Raw genomic sequence first — 19,996 nt, forward strand, 5'->3', positions numbered from 1 at the left:
GGCCGCGGCGCATCCGCGCCAGGACGCGGATGCGGGGCAACAGGTCTCCACGCGGAGACGATGCGAGGGTTCGCGGCGCGGCCCCAAGTGAGGCTGACCTCACCGGCGGGCGGCCCCGGAGCCGACTACACTGTGTCGATTGTGGTCCTGATGTCCCTCATTGCCTCCCATGCGGAGCTCGATCTGGAGACCGTCGCGCGGCTTTCCGCGGCGGCCTCCGCCTTCGACCCCACCGCCGTGGCGCAGTTCCCCGCGCTCAAGGGCACCGTGGTGCTCGCCACCTGCAACCGCTTCGAGATCTACGCCGAGGCGGAGGACGCCGACGCGGTCGACGCGGCCCGCGCGGCGGTGGTCGACACGGTCGCCAACCACTCCGGCGTGCAGCGAGACCTCGTCTCCTCCGCCCTCACGACCCGCACGGGCGCCGAGGTGGCGCGCCACCTCTTCTCCGTGGGCGCCGGCCTCGACTCCGCCGTCGTCGGCGAGCGCGAGATCGCCGGCCAGGTCAAGCGCGCGCTCATCGAGGCGCAGGCCTCCGGGACCGTGACCGGCAACCTCACCAAGCTCTTCCAGAGCGCCTCGCGCACGGCCAAGCAGGTGCAGTCCTCGACCACCCTCGGCTCGCGCGGCAAGTCCATTGTCTCCGTGGCGCTCGACCTCGCCGAGGACGTCGAGCCCGGCTCGTGGGCCGATCGGACCGTGGTGCTCTTCGGCACCGGCGCCTACGCGGGCGCCACCCTCAAGCTGCTCCAGGAGCGCGGCGCCCGCGCCGTGGGCGTCTACTCCGCCTCGGGCCGTGCCGAGGAGTTTGTCGCGGCCCGCAGCGGCGAGGCCCTCAGCGAGGAGTCCCTCGCGGAGTGGCTCGTGCGCGCCGACGTCATCATCGGTTGCTCGGGCGGCGCCCACCGCATCATGGCCTCCGACCTCGAGGAGCTGCAGCGCGGTTCCCGCCCGCTCGTGGCCATCGACCTCGCGCTGACCCGCGACTTCGACCCCGAGCTCGACTCGCTCGAGCACGTCTCCCTCCTGACCCTCGAGTCGGTCCGCATGGCCGCCCCGGGCGAGCAGCTGGATTCGGTGCGCAAGGCGAGCCACATCGTCTCCGAGGCCACCGAGGCCTTCGAGCGCGAGCGCCGCCAGCGCACGGCGGACGCCGCCATCGTGGCCCTGCGCCGCCACACCCAGGCCGTCCTCGAGTCCGAGGTGGAGAAGGTGCGGGCCCAGCACGGCTGCACCGCCGCCGGCGAAGAGGTCGAGTTCGCCATGCGCCGCATGGTCAAGCAGATGCTGCACATCCCCACCGTCCGCGCCCGCGAGATGGCGGAGGAGGGCCGCATCGACGAGTACACCGACGCCCTCAGCGCGCTCTACGGCATCGAGGTACCCACGGCCGCCACGCGCCGCGGCAACACCGCCGCGCAGGCCCGCGCCGCCGCGAGCCCCGAGGCGGCTGCCCTCGCCGCGGCCCGGCCCGAGCCCGTCTCCCCCGTCTCCCCCGCCGCCTCCGCCGAGGCGCTGGCCGACGTCGAGTGCCCGGCCCCGCACCCTCCCGCCGAGGCCTCCTAGCCCACCCCGCGGCGTCGGGCATCGTGGTCCCGACCCCACCGCTTCACTGCACGCGAGGGCGTGGGCGCCTCGGCGGCGCCCACGCCCTCGCCGTTTCCCGGCTCCGGCACACCGTCACGAATCCGGGGAGCGGGGCTACCCCGGCGTAGCATGGCGCAACAGCATCGATGCTTCTCTGACTTGAGCGGAAGGCTACCGTGAGCACCACTTCCTCCCCCCGCCAGTTGCGCCTGCCCAAGGCGGAGCGCCGCGCCCAGCTGCTGGAGGCGGCGCACGCCGTGTTCTCCGAGCGGGGGTACCACGGCACGGCCATGGACGCGATCGCGGAGGCAGCCCAGGTCTCCAAGCCCGTGCTGTACCAGCACTTCCCCGGCAAGCGGGAGCTCTACCTCGCGCTGCTCGACTCGGAGCTCTCGGCCCTCGAGGGCCGCCTCGTCACGGCCGTCTCCAAGACCGAGGACAACCGCGAGCGCGTCAACGCGACGGTGCGGGTGTTCTTCGAGTACGTGGCCCAGGACTCCGGTGCGCATCGCCTCATCTTCGCCTCCGACCTCGGCAACGACGCCGACGTCTCGGCCCGCCTCCACACCTTCGAGGAGGCAGTGGGCCGTGCCATCGGCACCATCATCGAGGCCCAGGCCGGCCTGCCAGCCTCCGCCGCCGAGCTGCTCGGCCACGCACTGGCCGGCGCCGCGCAGACCGGCGCCATGCGCTGGGCCGCCGCGCCGGAGGTGCCGCTCGAGACGGCCGTGGAGCTCGTGGCGCGTTTGGCTTGGCGCGGAATCGGCCAGTTCCCCAAGGACATCGCCTGAGCCTGTCATAGGGTGGGCTGGAAGACTTTTCACGCGGCGGCGCCCGGAGAGCGGGACGGCCGCCCCACGAGCACAGGAGTTGTCATGGACGTGCGCATCGGCATGAAGGACGTCGCCCGCGAGGTCGCCATCGAGACCGAGGAGAGCGCGGAGGCCGTCGAGGCGGCCATTGCCGCAGCGATCACGGACTCCAGCCTGCTGAGCCTGACCGATGCCAAGGGCCGCAAGGTTCTCGTGGCCGGCGCCGGCATCGCCTACGTGGAGTTCGGCGCCCCGGCGCAGCGCCCCGTCGGGTTCGCCCAGGGCTGATCGATTCAAGGAGCCGCACCATGCGCCACGCTTATCTGCGGCTCTCGGAGGTCGCCACCGCCCTCAGGGATTCCCTCGAGACCGCGGCGGCGGCCTCCGGCCTTTCCGCCGCCTATCCCCCGGCCGCCGTGGCCGAGGCGGAGGCGGCCGTGAGCGCCTACGCGCTGCCCGAGCTGGATCTGCTCGGCATCCCCTTCGTCACGATCGACCCCGAGGGCTCCACCGATCTGGACCAGGCCCTGTGGATCGAGGACGAGGGAACCGGCTGGCGCGTGCACTACGCGATCGCCGATGTGCCCGGTTTTGTCCCGGTCGGCACCGAGCTCGACGCCGAGACCCGCCGCCGCGGCGAGACCGCCTACCTCCCCCAGGGCCGCATCCCCCTGCACCCCGAGGTCATCTCCGAGGGCGCCGGCTCGCTCCTGGAGGGCCAGGAGCGCGGCGCCTATGTGTGGGAACTGCTCGTCGCGGCGGACGGTGCCTCCACCCTGGCTTCCCTGCGCCACGCGCGAGTGCGCAGCCGAGAGCAGCTCAGCTACCCGGAAGCCCAGCGCCGGCTCGAGGCGGGCGATGCGCTCATGCTGCGCCTGCACGCCTTCGGTGAGGCCCGCCGCGCCGACGAGGCGCGCCGCGGCGGCGCCAATCTGAGTCTGCCCGAGCAGGAGATCGTCCCAGCCGAGGGCGGCGGCTACCGCCTGCGCTCCCGCGTCCCCCTGCCCATCGAGGAGGACAACGCCCAGGTCTCCCTGCTCACGGGCATCACGGCCGCCGCGGTGATGTTGGAGGCCGGCGTCGGTCTCCTGCGCACCATGCCGGCGCCGGACCCGGAGGCCGAGCGACGCTTCCGCCAGGTCACGGCCCTCCTGGGCCACCCCTGGGAGCAGGGCCAGGGCTACGGCGCCTACCTGCGCACCCTCGACGTCTCCGATCCGCGCCAGCTCGCGATCATGCACGCGGCGGGCGGCCTCTTCCGCGGCGCCGGCTACACGGCGTTCGACGGCGCTGCCCCGGCCCAGCCGCAGCAGGCGGCCGTGGCCGCCCCGTACGCGCACGTCACCGCTCCGCTGCGCCGGCTCGTCGACCGCTTCGGCCTCGTCCTGTGCCACGCCCACGTGAATGCTGCCCCCATCCCGGCGTGGGTGCGCGAGGCGCTGCCCACCCTCCCCGAGGCCATGAAGGCCGCCGGTTCCGCCGTCAACTCCGCCGAGCGGCGCAGCCTGGACATCGTCGAGGCCTTCCTGCTCCAGGGCCGCGAGGGCGAACGCTTCGAGGCCGTCGTGACCGAGGGGCGCCTGCCCTCGCCCGCCCCCTCGGCGGCGCAAGCCCCCCAGGGCGCGCCGGCCGCTGGCCCCCGTTCCACCGGCAGCGTCAAGGTCACGTTGTTGGATCCGCCCGTCGAGGCCCGCGCGGAGGGCGTCGCCGAGTCGGGCTCGCTCGTCACACTCGAACTCGTGAGCGCCGACATCGCCTCGGCCACGATTCGCCTGTGCGTCGTCGATCCCGCCTAAGCGGCCACGCGGGGGCGCCCGGGTACACTTCCCTACACCAGTGAATGGATGCTCGGTCGCACCCCTTTTCTTGTCCTTCTGCGGCGTTGACGCGTCGCTCGGGCGGGGACTTACCCGCCCACTGCCACACCGCGATCGGCTCCGTGCCTCGCGCCCGCTTCGCGCCCCGGAGGAGCCACACGGCCCTCAACGGGACGCCCGGCCGGCGCCAACCAGAAAAGGAACCGCCCACCGTGAGCGAATCCACCCAGGACGTCGCAGCCGACGCCCCGCAGCCCACCTTTGCCGACTTCAAGGTGGTTCCGGCCATCGTTGAGGCGCTGGCCGACAAGGGCATCACCCACCCCTTCCCCATCCAGGCGATGACGCTTCCCGTGGCCCTCGGGGGCCACGACATCATCGGTCAGGCCAAGACCGGCACGGGCAAGACCCTCGGCTTCGGCATCCCCGCGCTGCAGCGTGTGGCCGTGCCGGGTTCGCCGGAGTTCGAGAAGCTCGCCAAACCGGGCGCCCCGCAGGCCCTCATCGTCGCCCCGACCCGCGAGCTCGCGGTGCAGGTCGCCGAGGATCTCGCCGCCCCGGCCAAGCGCCTCGGCGCCCGCATCGCGACCATCTACGGCGGCCGCGCCTACGAGCCGCAGATCGAGCAGCTCGAGGCCGGCGTCGAGGTGGTCGTCGGCACGCCCGGCCGCCTCATCGACCTCATGCGCCAGCACCACCTGGACCTCAAGCATGTGCGGACCGTCGTCCTGGACGAGGCCGACGAGATGCTGGATCTTGGCTTCCTGCCCGACGTGGAGCGCCTGCTCTCCGCCGTGCCCGAGGTCCGCCAGACCATGCTGTTCTCCGCCACCATGCCCGGCCCGGTCATCGCCATGGCCCGCCGCTACATGAGCCAGCCGACCCACATCCGCGCCGCGGATCCGGACGACGATTCGATCACCAAGAAGGACATCCGTCAGGTGATCTACCGCGCGCACCACCTGGACAAGGACGAGGTCATCGCCGGCATCCTCCAGGCCGAGGGCCGCGGCCGTTCGATCATCTTCACGCGCACCAAGCGCCAGGCCGCCCGCCTGTCCGAGGAGCTCACCGACCGCGGCTTCGCGGCCGGCGCGCTGCACGGCGATCTGGGCCAGGGCGCCCGTGAGCAGGCCCTGCGCGCCTTCCGCAGCAACAAGGTGGACGTGCTCGTCGCGACCGACGTCGCCGCGCGCGGCATCGATGTGGACGACGTCACCCACGTCATCAACCTGCAGTGCCCGGACGACGAGAAGACCTACCTGCACCGCGTGGGCCGCACGGGCCGCGCCGGCAACAAGGGCACCGCCATCACCTTTGTTGACTGGGAGGACGTCCCGCGCTGGGGCCTCATCAACAAGGCCCTGGGCCTGGACGTGCCGGAGCCGCTGGAGACCTACTCCTCGTCCCCGCACCTCTTCACCGATCTGGACATCCCCAAGGGCACCAAGGGCCGCCTGCCGCGCGACAAGCGCGTGCTCGAGGGTCTCTCCGCCGAGAAGCTCGAGGACCTGGGCGAGACCGGCAAGCGCCACGGTTCCGACCGCGGTGAGCGCGGCGGCCGCGGCGGCCAGGGCTCCCGCGGCGGCGAGCGCGGCGAGCGCGGCGGGCGCGGCGGCCAGTCCCGCGGCGGCCGCGGCGAGGGCTCCGAGCGCCGCGAGCGCGGCAAGGGTCACGCCGATCGCCCGGGCCACGAGGGCTCCAAGCCCAAGGCCGACGGCGAGCGCGCCCCGCGCGCCGAGGGCTCCCGCTCCGAGGGCACCGGCGCCCCGCGCCGTCGCCGTCGCACCCGCCGCGGCGGGCAGGGCGGCGAGGGCCAGCAGGGCGGCGCAGCGGCCTCCGAGTGAGCCAGCTGAACCGCGACGCGTGGTTCAGCCTCGACGGTGAGTCGGCGGTGGTGGCCGGGGATAACCTGGCCGCCACCGCCGCTCTGCCGAGCGGGGCGTTCACGATTGTCTATCTCGATCCCCCGTTCAACACCGGCCGGGTGCAGCGCCGTGAGCGCTTTGTTGGCTCCCGCCTGCCCGACGACGCAGCGGAGCCGGCTCCCGAGGGCGCCTCGCCTTCCGGCGCCGCCGGGGCGGCACCCGCCCCGGCGGGCCGGGGCACCCAGCCCTCCCCCACGCCGTCGGGCGCTGAGGCGCATCAGTCCCGCGTGGGCGAGGGCGTGCGCAGCGGCTTCCGCGGCGCGAGCTACGCCTCCGTGCGCACCGAGCTGGCGCGCTACAACGACCGCTTCGAGGACTTCTGGGGCTTCCTGTTCCCGCGCCTCGAGGAGGCCTGGCGCCTGCTCGCCGAGGACGGCACGCTCTACCTCCACCTCGACTACCGCGAGGCGCACTACGCCAAGGTGGCCATGGACGCGCTCGTGGGCCGCGAGCGCTTCGTCAACGAGATCATCTGGGCCTACGACTATGGGGCCCGGCCCAAGCGCCGCTGGCCCGCCAAGCACGACACCATCCTGATGTACGTCAAGGATCCGATGCGCTATCACTTCGATTCCTCCGAGGTGCAGCGCGAGCCGTACATGGCCCCCGGGCTCGTGACGAAGGAGAAGGCGGTGCGCGGAAAGCTGCCCACCGACGTCTGGTGGCACACCATCGTCTCGCCCACGGGCAAGGAGAAGACGGGCTACCCCACGCAGAAGCCGCTCGGGATCCTCAAGCGGATCATCGCCGCGTCCTCGCGCGAGGGCGATTGGGTGCTCGACCTCTTCGCCGGGTCCGGGACCACGGGCGCCGCCGCGGCCGAGCTGGGGCGGCGCTTCGTGTGCGTCGACGCGCACGCCGACGCCGTGGACGTCATGCGCAGGCGCCTGCCGGCGGCGCGCTTCATCGACCTGCGCTGGGATGAACGGGCCGGGGACGGCGAGCCTCGCTAGGCTGAGGCGGTGAGTGCCACCACCGACACCCTGCCCCGCCCCAGCGCCGCCCTGCGGCGCGCCCGCCTCGGCGTCTTCGCGAGCTTCCTCGCGTGCGGCTTTGCCGTCGCGACGTGGGTGGTGCACATCCCCCGGCTCATGAACAACACCGGCCTGAACGAGGCCGGACTCGGGGTGCTGCTCCTGGTGCTCGGCGTGGGCGCCCTGCTGGCGATGCAGGCCGGTGGCTCGCTCGCCGCGCGTTGGGGCTCCAAGCCCGTGCAGGCCTGGGGCACCGTGGTCATGTTCCTCGGGATCGTGGCGGTCTCCCTGGCCCCCGACCCGCTGTGGCTGGCCGCCGGCCTCATGCTCTTCGGCGTCGGCAACGGCGCGCTTGACCTGGCCATGAACGAGCAGGCAGTCCGCGTGGAGCAGGCCTACGGCCGCCCCATCATGAGCGCCTTCCACGCCTTCTTCTCGGTGGGCGGCGCCCTCGGGGCGCTGCTCGGCGGCGCGCTCCTGGCGCTGCAGATGCCCTCCGTCGCTTCCATGAGCATCATGGGCGCCGTGTGCGCCGTCGTGGCCCTCGGCGCGCTCCCGGTCCTCATGCCCTCGCATGCCGCCGTCGCCGCCGCCCAGGGCGCGGACGCCGCGCCGGCGGCCGTGGCCCCGGCTCCGGCCCGCTCGCACGTGCTGCGCCTCGGCCTCATCCTTGGTCTGCTCGCCTTCGCGTTCTTCCTCGCCGAGGGCACCGTGAACGACTGGAGCTCGCGCCACGCCGTGGAGCACTTCGGCACGAGCGAGTCCCTCGCCGCAGCCGCCTACGGCACCTTCTCCACGGCCATGACGATCGGCCGACTCTGCGCCGACCGCGTGGCCGGGCGCTTCGGCGCCGGCGCCGTGGTGCGCTACGGCTCCCTCATCGCCGCGGTGGGCCTGCTCGGCGTGGTGTTCCTCCCGAGCTTCGGCTGGGCCGTGGTGGGCTGGGGCCTGTACGGCATCGGCCTCTCCGGCATCGTTCCGCAGCTCTTCACGGCGGCCGGCTCGCTGGTTCCCGGGCCGCGCGGGGCCGTGGTCCTGGCCCGGATCGTGGGCGCCGGCTACGTCGGCATGCTCGCGGGGCCCGCCATCGTGGGCGGGTTGGCCGGGCTCGTCGGCCTCAACGACGCGCTGCTGCTGCCCGTGGCGCTGTGCCTCATCGGCTGCGCGCTCTCCTTCACCCTGCGCCTGAACGGCCCGGCGGCGAAGGCCGGTTCAGGAGAGGTCTGAGGCCTCGAAGCCCACGTACTCGGGGGCGTCGGTCCGCTCGAGGAGGCGCAGCAGGGCGAGCGGCTCGGTCGTATTCTCCCCGAGGCGGTTCGGCTTGCCTGCACCGTGGTAGTCGGAGGACCCGGTGACGATGAGGCCGCGTTCGGCGGCGAGGGAGAGCAGCTGGCCGCGCCCCTCCTCCGAGTTGTCGCGGTGATAGACCTCCACGCCGTCCAGGCCGGCCTCGACGACGGCGAGCATGTCCGCCTTGCCGATGACGCGCCCGCGCGCGCCGGCGACGGGGTGGGCCATGACGGCGGCTCCCCCTGCGCCGTGGATCAGCCGCACGGCGTCCACGGGATCCAACGCGGGCTGGCCCACGTAGTAGGGGCCGCGCGGCGACAGGATGTGGGCAAAGGCCTCGGTGCGGTCCTTCACCACGCCGGCCGCCACGAGCGCATCGGCGATGTGCGGGCGGCCGATCGTGGAGCCGTCCTGGGTCTGCGCCTGGACCGACTCCCAGTCGATGGGAAAGTCCTCCGCGAGCCGGTCGACCATGGCCTGGGCGCGGTGATCGCGTGAATCGCGCAGCCCGGCGAGCGCCGCGGCGAGCTCCACGTCCGCGCGGCTCACGCCGTAGGCGAGCATGTGGACGCTGATCCCCGAGGTCGGCACGCGGCACGTGACCTCGATGCCGCCGAGCCATCCCACGCCGTGCAGGGCGGCCGCCTCGCGGGCCTCGTCCCAGCCGGCGCTCTGATCGTGGTCCGTCAGCGCCACGACGTCGAGGCCGGCCGCGGCGGCGTCGGCCACGAGCTCGGCCGGGGCCTGCGTCCCGTCGGAGACCCAGGAGTGCGTGTGCAGGTCGATGCGCATGAACGCTAAGGCTAATGGCTCGGGGCGGCCCGGCGTGATTCCACGCCGGGCCGCCCCGTCAGCGAGTCGCCGCTCCGGGCGGCAGGATCAGGCCAGCATCATGGCGGCTGCGCGCTCGGCGATCATGACCGTGGGCGCGTTGGTGTTGCCCGTGGTGATGTCGGGCATGATCGACGCGTCGGCGACGCGCACGCCCTCGAGGCCGCGCACGCGCAGGGTGCGCGGATCCACCACCGCGGTGTCGTCCAGGCCCATGCGGCAGGTGCCCACCTGGTGGTGGTACGTGACGGTGCGGTCGCGGACGTAGCCCTCGAGCTCCTCGTCGCTGTCGCCGAGCTGCTCGCCCGGGTAGACCTCGCGGGCGCCCCAGCCCTCGGCGAGGGCGGCCTGGCGGCCGATCTCGCGGCACTGGCGCACCGAGGCGATCATGGAGTCGACGTCGGCCTCGTCGGCGAGCGCTGCCACGTCCACCTTCACGCCGTCGGCCAGCTCGGGGCCGGCCAGCGTGAGCGAGCCGCGGCCCGCGGGGCGCACGATGCCGGCCACGAGGCTGAAGCCGTTGTCCGGGCCCTCCATGTCATCCAGGAAGTACATGGGCAGGGAGAAGTGCAGCGGCTGGGTGTCCGGGACCGCCAGATCGGGGCGCGAGCGCCAGAAGTGGTGCGTCTCGGCGGCGCCGACGCCCGGCGCGGGAACGGCGCGCTCGGTGGAGTAGATGACCGGCACGAGGAAGTGATCGTGCAGGTTCTTGCCCACGCCCGGTGCATCGAGGACGGGCTCCACGCCCACGGCGCGCAGTTCCTCGGCCGGTCCCACGCCGGAGCGCAGCAGCACCTCGGGCGAGCCGAGGGCGCCCGCGCACAGCACGGTCTCCTCGGCGAGCAGGCGCTGCGTGGCGCCCTCGGCGTCGAGGTACTCGACGCCGCGCACCGTGGTGCCCTCGAGGATCAGGCGGGAGACCCGGGCGCCCGTGATGAGGCGCAGCGCGGCGGAGCCGGCGACGGGCTCGAGGTAGGCGTTCCAGGTGTTGAAGCGCTTGGCATCGCGGACGTTGAGCTGCATCTTGGAGACGCCGTCCGGCTCACCCGAGTTGTAGTCGGCGTCCTCCGGCAGGCCCCACTGGCGGCACGCCTCGAGGATGGAGTCCTGGACCTCGTCGCGGCCGAAGTTCTCGCGGACGTCGAGCAGGCCGCCCGCCCCGCGCAGCTCGGAGGCGCCGCCATCGAAGTCCTCGATCGCCTTGAAGACGGGGAAGCACCTCGTCCCAGCCCCAGCCAGGGCAGCCGCGGTAGGCCCACGCGTCGTAGTCGGCGCGGTGGCCGCGCACCCAGATGGTGGCGTTGAGCGCGTGCGAGCCGCCCACGACCTTGCCGCGAGGCAGGCGCAGGGCACGGCCGCGCAGGCCCTCCTGCGGCTCCGTGACGTAGTCCCAGTCCTCGGGGCCGCGCCACAGGCCACCGGCCGCGGCGACGTCGGCGATGATCGGGTTCTCGGGCAGGCCGCCGGCCTCGAGCACGGCCACGATCTTCCCGGCGTCCAGCAGGCGGCGGGCGATGACGTTGCCGGCCGAGCCTGCGCCGATCACGATGACGTCGACGTCGTTGTCCTTCACGGGTACTCCTTCACGCGTTGGTGGCGCGCGGGTGTCGCGCCTCACACTCCCACCCTGCCCCACCGGGGCAACGGCGCGCCGTCCACTTTCCGCCATCCGAACCGACCATTTGCGCCACGCGCGCCGCCGCGGCCGGGCAGAGTGCACAGCCCGCGCTTGGACGCGGGCGAGGAGCGGTGGGAGCATGGAGGACGTGATGACCCAGAACCCCGACATGTCCACCCCCGAGGGCGACCAGCCCCTCGAGGACCGCGTCAACAACCGCTCGATGCGCCCCGATTCGGCCGCCTTCAAGGCCTTCATGGCCGCCAACTGGGCCCCGAGCCAGGACGAGGGCACCACCCGCATGGCCTCGGCCGACTTCGCCGCCGCCCGCCGTGCCAAGCTCTCCGCCCGTTTCCCGGGCGAGCGCCTCGTCATCCCCGCCGGCCCGCTCAAGGTGCGCTCCAACGACACCGACTACCGCTTCCGCCCGCACTCCGGCTTCGCCCACATGACGGGCCTCGGCCTGGACCTCGAGCCCGAGGCCGTGCTGGTCATGGAGCCCGTCGAGGCCGGCCAGGGCGAGCTCGGCTCCGGGCACCTGCCCACGCTCTACTTCCGTCCCATGGCCGGGCGCGACTCGGAGGAGTTCTACTCCAACGCCCGCACCGGCGAGTTCTGGATCGGCGAGCGCCACACCCTCGAGTCCCTCGCGGCGCTGACGGGCCTGCCCACGGCGCACATGGACCTCGCCCTCGAGGACGCCATCACGGAGAACGCCGGCCACGCCGCGTTCAACGGCATCTCCATCCGCCTCGTGCGCGAGGTCGATCAGACCGTCGACGCCGTCGTCGACACCTCCCGCATCAACACGGGCATCACCGACCTCGAGGCCACGGACGCCGCCGACGGCGAGCTGACCGAGGCCCTCTCCGAGCTGCGCCTCGTCAAGGACGCCTGGGAGATCGAGCAGATGCGCGCCGCCGTGGCGGCCACCGCCAACGGCTTCGACGACGTCGTCCGCGCCCTCCCGCGCGCCGTGCAGCACAAGCGCGGCGAGCGCGTCATCGAGGGCGCCTTCTTCGCCCGCGCCCGCGAGGAGGGCAACGACCTCGGCTACGAGACCATCGCCGCCTCGGGCAACCACGCCACGGTGCTGCACTGGATCCGCAACGACGGCCAGGTCAACGACGGCGAGCTGCTGCTCGTCGACGCCGGCGTGGAGGCGGACTCGCTCTACACGGCCGACATCACGCGTACCGTGCCGGTCAACGGCGCCTTCTCCGAGGTCCAGGCCCGCGTCTACCAGGCCGTCCTCGACGCCGCCGACGCCGCCTTCGACATCGTCAAGCCCGGCATCACCTTCCGCACCGTCCACGAGACGGCTCTCAAGGTGCTGGCCGAGCGCCTGCACGCGTGGGGCCTGCTGCCCGTCTCGGTCGAGGAGGCCATCTCCCCCGCCGGCCAGCAGCACCGCCGCTGGATGCCGCACGGCACGAGCCACCACCTTGGCCTCGACGTCCACGATTGCGCCCAGGCCCGCCAGGCCCTCTACCAGGACGGCGTCCTGGAGCCCGGCATGGTCTTCACGATCGAGCCCGGCCTCTACTTCAAGGCCGAGGACCTGGCCGTCCCGGCCGAGTACCGCGGCATCGGCGTGCGCATCGAGGACGACATCCTCGTCACCGAGACCGGCGCCGAGCGCCTCAGCGCGGACGTCCCGCGCACGGTCGCCGAGGTCGAGGCCTGGATGGCCCGCATCAACGGCTGAACGCCCACACAGCACGACGGCGGCCGGTCACCTTGTCTCCATGGTGACCGGCCGCCGTCGTGCTGTGGGTGGGCCTCAGAGGCCGTAGGCCTCCGGGGCCTCGTCGAGGCGCTCGGCGAGCAGCTCCTCGAGCCGCTCGGCGTCCACCGTCTCCTCGAAGCGCGTGTCGAGGGCGGCACGCACGTCAGTGGCCTTGATCCCGGCGTCCGCATCGACGGGGTAGCCGTCCTCCGACCAGTTGTAGGCGGCCGAGAGCTGGTCCGCCGCGGCCCCCAGGCCGAGCGCGCGGAAGGCGTCGACGACGTCCGCGACGGCCGCGTCGCCGTCCTCCTGCTCGGCGAGGGACTCGACGGAATCGACGAGGCCGTCCTCGTCCGCGAGTTCGACGAAGGAACGGGCGTGGTGCAGCGCAGCAACGGCGTCCGGCACCTCGCCGCCCGCGGCGAGCTGGCGCGAGGCAGCGGCGGCGAGGCGCGCGACGTCCTCGAGGCGGTCGGCGCTCACTTGGCCTCCCCCTCGCCGTGCTCCGGGGCCGACTGCGGGTCCTGCGCCTCGGGCGCCGCCGCCGGCTGGGCCTGGCCCGGCTGCTCGATGCGCACGCCGTAGCGCGGGCGCCCGTCGTCCAGATCGCCGTAGCCGGTGACCGCGGAGGTCGGCTGCCCGGGCTGGCCCGGCGCGGCCGGGGGCTCCGCCTGGGCGGGAGCCTGCGGGGCGATCGGGGCCTGGCCCCACGCCGAGCGCGCGCCGGCCTGCGACGGGTTCATGGGCAGCTGGGAGGCGAGCTGGCGCGCCTGCGCCGCCACGGCGTGCTCCACGACCACGTCCCACGTGCTGGGCAGCACCTGGCGGGTCGAGGAGAAGTCGCGCTTGCCGCGCTGCAGGGCGTAGCTGACCACGCCCATGATCATGAAGAGGAACGCGCCGAGCAGCACCGCCGCGAAGAGCGGCACCACGGAACCCTGACCCGGCTCCGAGAAGAGCATGAGCAGGAGCCCGAAGAACACGCCGAGCATGGCGCCCTGGGCGGCTCCCTGGCCGGCAACGCGGGGGTAGCTGAGCTTGCCGCGCACGCGCTCCACAAGCTTCAGGTCGTTGCCGATGATGGACACGTTTGCCACCGGGAAGTCGTGGTCGGCGAGGTAGTCGACGACCTTCTGCGCGTCGAGGTAGTTCTCGTAGCGCCCGATGACCTCCCCGCGGGGGATGGTGGGAAATGCGGCCGAAGCCTGGCTGGCAGGTGACGTCATGGCCCCCATTGTGCCGCGCGCGACACGCCGTGTCTGCCCACGGCGCGGCCCGTGCGCCCTCGGCGGAATCCGGAGGCCCGGGCCGGTAGGCTGGAGGGCGTGAGCAGCTCCAAGATCTTCGTCGCCAGACTGCTCGGCCTGGATGTCTTCGATCCCCTCGGTGATCGCCTGGGCCGCTTGCGGGACGCCGTGGTCCTCGAAAGGGGCCCCGGCCGCCGAGCCATGTGCGTCGGCATCGTGGTCGAGGTCCTCGGCAAGAAACGCGTCTTCGTGCCCATGACGCGCGTGCAGTCCATGAGTTCCGAGCAGGTCATCGCCTCCGGCCTCGTGAATCTGCGCCGCTTCCAGCAGCGCGGCGCCGAGACGCTCGTGGCCGCGCAGGTCTTCGACCGCCGGGTCACCTTCCTCGACGGCAGCGGCCAGGGCGTGGTCGAGGACATTGGCCTCATCCGCCAGGCCAACGGCGACTGGGCCGTTGACGAGTACTTCGTGCGCCGCGGCACGCCCGGGCGCGGGCCCTTCCGCCGCCGCGGAGGCAACACCGTGGTGGTGTCGTGGAACGAGATCGTCTTCGGCGACGTGAGCGAGCCCCAGGGCGCCGCGCAGTTCATCGAGTCCCACGACGAGCTCAAGCCGGCCGACTTCGCCGACGCCCTGCACGAGATGGACGAGAAGCGCCGCCTCGAGGTCGCCACCGAGCTGCAGGACGACCGCCTCGCCGAGGTGCTCCAGGAGCTCCCCGACGACGAGCAGGTCGCGATCCTCTCGTCGCTCGACACCGAGCGCGCCGCCGACGTCCTCGAGGAGATGGACCCGGACGACGCGGCCGACCTGCTCTCCGAGCTCCCGGAGACGCAGAAGGAATCCCTCCTGCAGCTCATGGAGCCGGAGGACGCCGAGGACGTGCGCCGCCTGCTGGAGTACGAGGAGAACACCGCCGGCTCCATGATGACGCCGGTCCCGGTCATCCTCCCGCCCGAGGCCACCGTGGCCGAGGCCCTCGCCTCCGTGCGCCGCGAGGAGATCAGCCCGGCCCTCGCCGCGACCGTCTACGTGTGCCGTCCCCCCTTGGAGACGCCCACCGGCCGCTACCTCGGGCTCGTCCACATACAGGAGCTGCTGCGCTCGGCCCCGCCCGAGCCCGTGGGCAAGCTCGTGGACAAGGACCTCGAACCGCTCTCCGATCTCGCCGACGTCCAGGAGGTCTCGCGCATGCTCGCGACCTACGACCTCACCTCGGCGCCCGTCGTCAACGACGAGGGGCGCCTCGTGGGCGCCGTGACCGTGGACGACGTCCTCGACCACCTGCTCCCGGACGATTGGCGCTCCCACGAGGACGACGCCGTCGTGCGCCCGACGGGCCGCACCAATCTGCGCTCCAAGGGGGTCAAGCGTGGCTGAGAAGAATCCCCGCCGTGTGAAGACCAAGGCCTCTGGCCTCGACACCCCGCTGTCCGCCCGTGGCCGCTTCTGGCCGCGCCTGAGCCCCAACCCCGACGCCTTCGGCTCCGCGACCGAAAAGTTCGCGCGCTTCATGGGCACCCCGCAGTTCCTGCTGTGGATGACCATCTTCTGTGTGCTCTGGCTGCTCTGGAACACCCTAGCCCCGCAGGCCTGGCGCTTCGATTCGGCCGCCATGGGCTTCACGGCCCTGACCCTCATGCTCTCGCTGCAGGCCTCCTACGCCGCGCCCCTGCTGCTGCTCGCGCAGAACCGGCAGGACGACCGCGACCGCGTCTCGCTCACGGAGGACCGCTCGCGCGCCGAGCGCAACCTCACGGACACCGAGTACCTCACGCGCGAGATCGCGAGCCTGCGCCTGGCCATGCGCGACGTCGCGACCCGCGACTTTGTGCGCTCCGAGCTGCGCAACGTGCTTGAGGAACTCCTCGAGGAGCGCGAGGGCGTGGAGGACCCCGAGGCCAAGCGCCGCCGCGAACGCGAGCGCGAACGCTTCGAGCGCGCCGGCCGCGACGAGCGAGACAGGGAAGAGAAGGACCGCAGGTGAGCCAGGATTCCGCCGCGCCCCAGGCCGATCAGGTGCGGGCGGCGCTGGCCCGCGTCATGGACCCGGAGCTGCGCCGCCCCATCACCGAGCTCGGGATGCTGGAGAGCGTCGAGGTGACGGGCTCCCGCGCCGAGATCGGGGTGCTCCTCACGGTGGCCGGTTGCCCGCTCAAGGACACGATCGAGGCCGACGTCCGCCGCGAGCTGGCCGCCCTGCCCGGCCTCACTGACGTGGACGTGAAGCTGGGGGTCATGAGTCCGGAGGCGCGCCGCGCCCTCGTCGACTCGCTCAAGCGCCACGTGGTGCCCTTCACGCAGCCCGATTCGCTCACCCGCGTCATCGCGATCGCCTCCGGCAAGGGCGGCGTGGGCAAGAGCTCCGTGACCGTCAATCTGGCGGCCGCCCTGGCTGCGCGCGGGCTGAGCGTGGGCATCATCGACGCCGATGTGCTCGGCTTCTCCGTGCCCGGCCTCATGAGCCTCTCGGACGCCTCCCCCACGCGCGTGGACGAGCTCATCGTCCCGCCCGTGGCCCACGGCGTGAAGGTCATGAGCATCGGCATGTTCCTCGCCGACAACGCGCCCGTCATGTGGCGCGGGCCCATGCTGCACCGGGCCCTCGAGCAGTTCGTCACGGAGGTGCACTTCGGAGACCTCGACGTGCTCCTGCTCGATCTCCCGCCCGGCACCGGCGACGTCGCGATCTCCGTGTCGCAGCTGCTGCCGGGCACGGAACAGATCGTCGTCACCACGCCGCAGCACGCGGCGGCCGAGGTGGCAGAACGCGCCGGTTCCATGGCCCTCTCCACGGGTCAGAGCGTCCTCGGCGTGGTGGAAAACATGAGCTGGATGGAGCTGCCGGACGGCACGCGCCTCACGCCGTTCGGTGAGGGGGGCGGGGCCGAGGTGGCCGCGCGGCTGAGCGCCGTGGCCGGTCACGACGTCCCGCTGCTCGCGCAGCTTCCGCTTGACCCCGCCTTGCGCGAGGGAGGGGACGACGGCGTGCCGGTGGTCGTGGGGGGCCCCGGCACGGCGGCTGCGGCGGCGCTCGGCGCGCTGGCGGACCGCATTGCTGTGCGTCCGCGTGGCCTGGCCGGGCGTTCGCTCGGCATCACCCCGCGCTAGAAACGGCGGACGCCTCGTGGGCGCGCCCCGAGCGGCGGGGTGTGGTTTAGGTGGCCTCGGAGTCGAACGGCGCGAGCTCGCCCTCGGCGAGCTGCGTCTGGGTCGCCACGGTGGGCAGCGCCGACAGCGCCGCGGCGGGGGCGGCGGCCGCGAGCGCGGCGCTGCCGCCGCTGGCGGACGGTGAGGCGGGGCCGGAAGCCGGCGCCTCGTCGTCGAGCAGCGCGTCGCGGATGATCTTGCGGGGGTCGTACTGGCGCGGATCGAGCTTGCGCCAATCCATGTCGGCGACCTCGTCGCCGACCTCCTCGCGGAGGCGCTCCTTGGCGCCGGCGGCGTAGCCGCGGATGCTCTTGATCAGCTGGGCCAGTTTTTGGGCATACTCAGGCAGCTTTTCGGGGCCGAGGACCACCACGGCGATGAGGCCGAGAATGAGCAGCTCGCTGCCGTTAATGCCAAAGAGTTCCACGAGAGAAGAGCCTACCGTTTGTGGGACGTCCTCGACGCGCGAGTGCCGAGCATGACGAGACGCGCCGCAGCGGTACGGTTCATCGGGTGGGATCCACGAGCCGGACGAAGCCGCGCGAGAGCCGGTCCCAGCCACTGGCCGGCTCGGCCTGAGCGTCCTTCGCTGACTCCGCCGCGAGCGCCGAGATGCTCGATTGCAGGGCGGCGGCGGCCTTCGCGTCCAGGCCCGAGTGCAGCGCGAAGCGGGCCGAGCCCCCGGCGAACTGCTGTGCGTCCAGCTCCGGCTTGGCTGCGGGGGTCCCCGCCCCGGCCGCGAGCGAGCGGGTCTCGGTGAGCACCACGGCGCCCTGCTCCCCCGTGTAGGTGATGCTCACCCAGGCGAGGTCGCCGCTCTTGGCGCCGCTCGAGGAGGTCATGGTCAGCCTGTTGGGGCGCAGATCGGGGCACGTCCAGCCCGCGCGGCGCAGCTCGGCGATGTCGTAGTCGGAGAGCGGGGTGCCGCTCGCCGAGAAGGCGGCCACCGAGGCCGTCAGGTCCGCCCGGGCGTGGCTGCCGCCGGCGTTCCACGCAGCAACGAGCACGGCCACGAAGGCCACGACCGTCAGCAGCGCACCGATCGTCGGCACCGCGTTGGAGACCATGCGCCGCCGCCGCGTCCCCACGAGCGCCACGCTCCCGGTGTCGGTGAGCACCTCCCCCCCGGCCGCGGCCATGGTGGCGCGGCGGCGCACGCGGCGGCGCTCATCCGCCGCGGCGTCGCGGCAGGCGGGGCAGCGTTCAAGATGGGCCTCGAGGGCCTTGGAGCGGCGTTCGGGCAGCTCGCCCGCCACAAACTCGGCGACCTCGAGCTGATCGGTGAAGTGAGAGGTAAAGACCACGCGTCAGCGCCCCGCCAAGAGGGTTCGGGCCCGGGCCGGGGGCCGCGGGTCGCGGTGGGCCAGGCTCGCGCGCAGCTGCGTGCGGCCGCGGTGGATGCGCGAGCGCACCGTGCCGAGCTTGAGCCCCAGCGTCTCGGCGATCTCCTCGTAGGAGAAACCCTCGAGGTCGCACAGCACCACGGCGACCCGGAAGTCCGGGGCCAGCTCGAGCAGCGCTGCAGCGACGTCGGCGTTGAGGTGGGCGAACTCGAAGCTGCGCTCGGGGCCGTCGCCCGTCGCGGCGAGACGCTCCTCGGCGTCCTCGGCCAGCGGGTCGAAGCGCAGCTTGGCGCGGCGCCTGGCTGAGTCGAGGAAGAGGTTCGTGGCGATGCGCCGCAGCCACGCGTCCACCGAGCCGGGGGTGAAGCGTTCGAGCGCGCGCAGGGCCCGCACGTAGGTCTCTTGGACGAGGTCCTCCGCGTCCGCGCGGTTGCCGGTCAAGCGATACGCGAGCCGGGCCAGCGAGGCTCCGTGCTCCGCTGCCAGCGCCTCCGGGGACGGCACCCCGGACGCGGGGACTGGCGACGTTGTTTTCACACGTGTCATTGTGCTGGGGCAGGCTGTGAAGTTGCTGAACCTCGGCTCGGCGAGGCGCACCACGGGCGGGCACTAGACTGAGGCGTCCCCACCTTTAAGATGCAACGGAAGCGATTTCACGCCCCATGAGCGCGCACAAGCACAGCAGCTGGTCCTACGCGGAGGCCCTGCCCATCGAGGATGCGGTGCTGGCCCGGGCCAGGGAGCGCGGCCACGAGCTGGGCGTCGAGCCCGTCTCGGCCGGCACGGGTGCGCTCCTGACCGTGCTCGCGGCGAGCGCCGGCGTGCGCACCGCCGTGGAGATCGGTTCCGGCGTGGGCGTCTCCGGCGTCTGCCTCCTGCGCGGCATGGATGCCCGTGGCATCCTCACCACGGTGGAACCCGACATCGAACACCTCGACGCGGCGCGCATCGCCTTCGCCGAGGCCGGCTTCGTCTCGCACCGCACGCGCACCATCAACGGCCGCAGCCAGGACGTCCTGCCGCGCCTGGCCGACGAGTCCTACGATCTCGTCCTCGTGGACGGCTCGCGCCAGCGCGTGGCCGCCGACGTCGCCGAGTCAGCGCGCCTCCTGCGCCCGGGAGGGATCATCGTCATCAACGACGCGCTGGATGACGACGCCGTGCCGCAGCCGGCCGTACGCCGCCCCAGCACCCTCTCCGCACGCCAGGCGCAGCGCCTCCTGCGCGACGACGAACGCTTCGCCACCGCCATGCTTCCGACGGGCACCGGCGTGCTCGTGGCCGTTCGCCGGGCCTGAGCCCGCGCCCCTGACGCAACAACAAGGGCCCGGAACCGCTCGTTCAAGCGGTTCCGGGCCCTTCGTTGTGCCGCGATGCTTAGGCTCAGGCCTCGGTGGCCTCGAGAAGCACATCGCGCAGGGCGGCGGCCTCATCGTTGTTCAGCTCAAGCACCAGGCGGCCTCCCCCATCGATCGGCACGCGCATGATGAGGCTACGACCCTCTTTGGTGACCTCCAGGGGGCCGTCGCCGGTGCGCGGTTTCATGGCAGCCATCTCGGTGCTCCTCAACTCATGCGGGCGGCGGTTCCGCCCACGTCACTCCCGGCTCGGGTGCGGCCTCACCGGGTAACTACATCAGTTATTATCCCGGATTCCGGCGCGTGGGGCCA

Annotated in this window: 19 protein-coding genes and 1 pseudogene; 12 read left to right on the forward strand and 8 right to left on the reverse strand. The window is 72.8% G+C overall.

The window, feature by feature from the left end; translation table 11 throughout:
* The first annotated feature begins 141 nt into the window (after positions 1-141).
* The 7 genes from DWB68_RS06575 (at position 142) to DWB68_RS06605 (ending at position 8,345) form a co-directional block, all read left to right on the forward strand.
* Positions 142-1,566, forward strand: coding sequence for a glutamyl-tRNA reductase (locus DWB68_RS06575; protein WP_119424381.1), 1,425 nt, complete (start codon positions 142-144; stop codon positions 1,564-1,566).
* Between the two features lie 197 nt (positions 1,567-1,763).
* Positions 1,764-2,378, forward strand: coding sequence for a TetR/AcrR family transcriptional regulator (locus DWB68_RS06580; RefSeq protein ID WP_233548648.1), 615 nt, complete (start codon positions 1,764-1,766; stop codon positions 2,376-2,378).
* 84 nt (positions 2,379-2,462) lie between these two features.
* Entirely contained in the window at positions 2,463-2,687 is a 225-nt protein-coding gene (locus DWB68_RS06585; protein WP_119424349.1) for a DUF3107 domain-containing protein, read from the forward strand.
* A 20-nt stretch (positions 2,688-2,707) separates the two neighbouring features.
* Positions 2,708-4,195 (forward strand): RNB domain-containing ribonuclease, encoded by a 1,488-nt coding sequence (locus DWB68_RS06590; RefSeq protein WP_119424350.1) that lies wholly within the window; start codon positions 2,708-2,710, stop codon positions 4,193-4,195.
* Between the two features lie 44 nt (positions 4,196-4,239).
* The gene (locus DWB68_RS06595) at positions 4,240-6,063 is read left to right on the forward strand and encodes a DEAD/DEAH box helicase (RefSeq protein ID WP_407645661.1); all 1,824 of its coding nucleotides are present in this window, start codon (positions 4,240-4,242) and stop codon (positions 6,061-6,063) included.
* Positions 6,064-6,068: 5 nt separating this feature from the next.
* The gene (locus DWB68_RS06600; RefSeq protein ID WP_119424383.1) at positions 6,069-7,097 is read left to right on the forward strand and encodes a site-specific DNA-methyltransferase; all 1,029 of its coding nucleotides are present in this window, start codon (positions 6,069-6,071) and stop codon (positions 7,095-7,097) included.
* Positions 7,098-7,106: 9 nt separating this feature from the next.
* Complete coding sequence (locus tag DWB68_RS06605) at positions 7,107-8,345, forward strand: MFS transporter (protein WP_119424352.1); 1,239 nt, start codon at positions 7,107-7,109, stop codon at positions 8,343-8,345.
* Here the strand turns inward: DWB68_RS06605 and DWB68_RS06610 are convergent.
* Positions 8,331-9,200, reverse strand: a complete 870-nt coding sequence (locus tag DWB68_RS06610) for a PHP domain-containing protein (RefSeq protein WP_119424353.1) — start codon at positions 9,198-9,200, stop codon at positions 8,331-8,333. The genes DWB68_RS06605 and DWB68_RS06610 overlap by 15 nt on opposite strands.
* An 87-nt stretch (positions 9,201-9,287) precedes the next feature.
* Positions 9,288-10,812 (reverse strand): annotated as a pseudogene (locus DWB68_RS06615) (GMC family oxidoreductase).
* A gap of 196 nt (positions 10,813-11,008) precedes the next feature.
* Between DWB68_RS06615 and DWB68_RS06620 the strand changes: the two are divergent.
* Positions 11,009-12,565, forward strand: coding sequence for an aminopeptidase P family protein (locus tag DWB68_RS06620; protein WP_119424384.1), 1,557 nt, complete (start codon positions 11,009-11,011; stop codon positions 12,563-12,565).
* Positions 12,566-12,640: 75 nt separating this feature from the next.
* Here DWB68_RS06620 and DWB68_RS06625 read toward each other — a convergent pair whose 3' ends face one another.
* Both DWB68_RS06625 and DWB68_RS06630 read right to left on the reverse strand, forming a co-directional pair.
* Positions 12,641-13,069 carry a hypothetical protein gene (locus tag DWB68_RS06625; RefSeq protein ID WP_119424354.1) on the reverse strand — a complete coding sequence of 143 codons (429 nt, stop codon included), beginning with the start codon at positions 13,067-13,069 and terminating at the stop codon, positions 12,641-12,643.
* Positions 13,066-13,812, reverse strand: coding sequence for a general stress protein (locus tag DWB68_RS06630; protein ID WP_199700398.1), 747 nt, complete (start codon positions 13,810-13,812; stop codon positions 13,066-13,068). Before DWB68_RS06630 ends, DWB68_RS06625 begins: the two co-directional genes overlap by 4 nt.
* 99 nt (positions 13,813-13,911) lie before the next feature.
* Here DWB68_RS06630 and DWB68_RS06635 point away from each other — a divergent pair, with 99 nt between their 5' ends.
* From DWB68_RS06635 to DWB68_RS06645, 3 genes are read left to right on the forward strand one after another with little or no spacing between them, the layout of a single operon-like run.
* Positions 13,912-15,213 (forward strand): magnesium transporter MgtE N-terminal domain-containing protein, encoded by a 1,302-nt coding sequence (locus DWB68_RS06635; protein WP_119424355.1) that lies wholly within the window; start codon positions 13,912-13,914, stop codon positions 15,211-15,213.
* Positions 15,206-15,820: a DUF1003 domain-containing protein gene (locus DWB68_RS06640; protein WP_119424356.1), complete on the forward strand. Its 615-nt coding sequence runs from the start codon at positions 15,206-15,208 to the stop codon at positions 15,818-15,820. Before DWB68_RS06635 ends, DWB68_RS06640 begins: the two co-directional genes overlap by 8 nt.
* The gene (locus DWB68_RS06645; protein WP_119424357.1) at positions 15,817-16,944 is read left to right on the forward strand and encodes a P-loop NTPase; all 1,128 of its coding nucleotides are present in this window, start codon (positions 15,817-15,819) and stop codon (positions 16,942-16,944) included. The genes DWB68_RS06640 and DWB68_RS06645 overlap by 4 nt, the downstream gene beginning before the upstream one ends.
* A 46-nt stretch (positions 16,945-16,990) precedes the next feature.
* Here DWB68_RS06645 and DWB68_RS06650 read toward each other — a convergent pair whose 3' ends face one another.
* The 3 genes from DWB68_RS06650 to DWB68_RS06660 all read right to left on the reverse strand — a co-directional run bounded on the left by DWB68_RS06650 (position 16,991) and on the right by DWB68_RS06660 (position 18,872).
* Positions 16,991-17,410 (reverse strand): twin-arginine translocase TatA/TatE family subunit, encoded by a 420-nt coding sequence (locus DWB68_RS06650; RefSeq protein WP_119424358.1) that lies wholly within the window; start codon positions 17,408-17,410, stop codon positions 16,991-16,993.
* A 79-nt stretch (positions 17,411-17,489) separates the two neighbouring features.
* Positions 17,490-18,287: a zf-HC2 domain-containing protein gene (locus DWB68_RS06655; RefSeq protein WP_119424359.1), complete on the reverse strand. Its 798-nt coding sequence runs from the start codon at positions 18,285-18,287 to the stop codon at positions 17,490-17,492.
* Positions 18,288-18,290: 3 nt separating this feature from the next.
* A complete protein-coding gene (locus DWB68_RS06660) occupies positions 18,291-18,872 on the reverse strand; it encodes a sigma-70 family RNA polymerase sigma factor (RefSeq protein WP_119424360.1) in 582 nt (193 codons plus the stop codon).
* 116 nt (positions 18,873-18,988) lie between these two features.
* On the opposite strand from DWB68_RS06660, the gene DWB68_RS06665 reads away from it, so the two are divergent.
* Complete coding sequence (locus DWB68_RS06665) at positions 18,989-19,624, forward strand: O-methyltransferase (protein ID WP_119424361.1); 636 nt, start codon at positions 18,989-18,991, stop codon at positions 19,622-19,624.
* An 85-nt stretch (positions 19,625-19,709) separates the two neighbouring features.
* Here the strand turns inward: DWB68_RS06665 and DWB68_RS06670 are convergent, their stop codons facing one another.
* On the reverse strand, positions 19,710-19,880 hold the full coding sequence (locus tag DWB68_RS06670; RefSeq protein WP_119424362.1) for a DUF3117 domain-containing protein: 171 nt from the start codon (positions 19,878-19,880) through the stop codon (positions 19,710-19,712).
* Positions 19,881-19,996: the final 116 nt, after the last annotated feature.

It is taken from the genome of Galactobacter valiniphilus, assembly GCF_003575975.1.
Lineage (GTDB): Bacteria > Actinomycetota > Actinomycetes > Actinomycetales > Micrococcaceae > Galactobacter > Galactobacter valiniphilus.

What these genes read in the sequence shown, in the direction of transcription:
- DWB68_RS06585 (WP_119424349.1), top strand. Translation starts at nt 2,463, where the DNA reads ATGGACGTGCGCATCGGCATGAAGGACGTCGCCCGCGAGGTCGCCATC.
- DWB68_RS06590 (WP_119424350.1), top strand. Translation starts at nt 2,708, where the DNA reads ATGCGCCACGCTTATCTGCGGCTCTCGGAGGTCGCCACCGCCCTCAGG.
- DWB68_RS06595 (WP_407645661.1), top strand. Translation starts at nt 4,240, where the DNA reads ATGGATGCTCGGTCGCACCCCTTTTCTTGTCCTTCTGCGGCGTTGACG.
- DWB68_RS06610 (WP_119424353.1), bottom strand. Translation starts at nt 9,200, where the DNA reads ATGCGCATCGACCTGCACACGCACTCCTGGGTCTCCGACGGGACGCAG.
- DWB68_RS06620 (WP_119424384.1), top strand. Translation starts at nt 11,009, where the DNA reads ATGACCCAGAACCCCGACATGTCCACCCCCGAGGGCGACCAGCCCCTC.
- DWB68_RS06630 (WP_199700398.1), bottom strand. Translation starts at nt 13,812, where the DNA reads ATGACGTCACCTGCCAGCCAGGCTTCGGCCGCATTTCCCACCATCCCC.
- DWB68_RS06660 (WP_119424360.1), bottom strand. Translation starts at nt 18,872, where the DNA reads ATGACACGTGTGAAAACAACGTCGCCAGTCCCCGCGTCCGGGGTGCCG.
- DWB68_RS06665 (WP_119424361.1), top strand. Translation starts at nt 18,989, where the DNA reads ATGAGCGCGCACAAGCACAGCAGCTGGTCCTACGCGGAGGCCCTGCCC.
- DWB68_RS06670 (WP_119424362.1), bottom strand. Translation starts at nt 19,880, where the DNA reads ATGGCTGCCATGAAACCGCGCACCGGCGACGGCCCCCTGGAGGTCACC.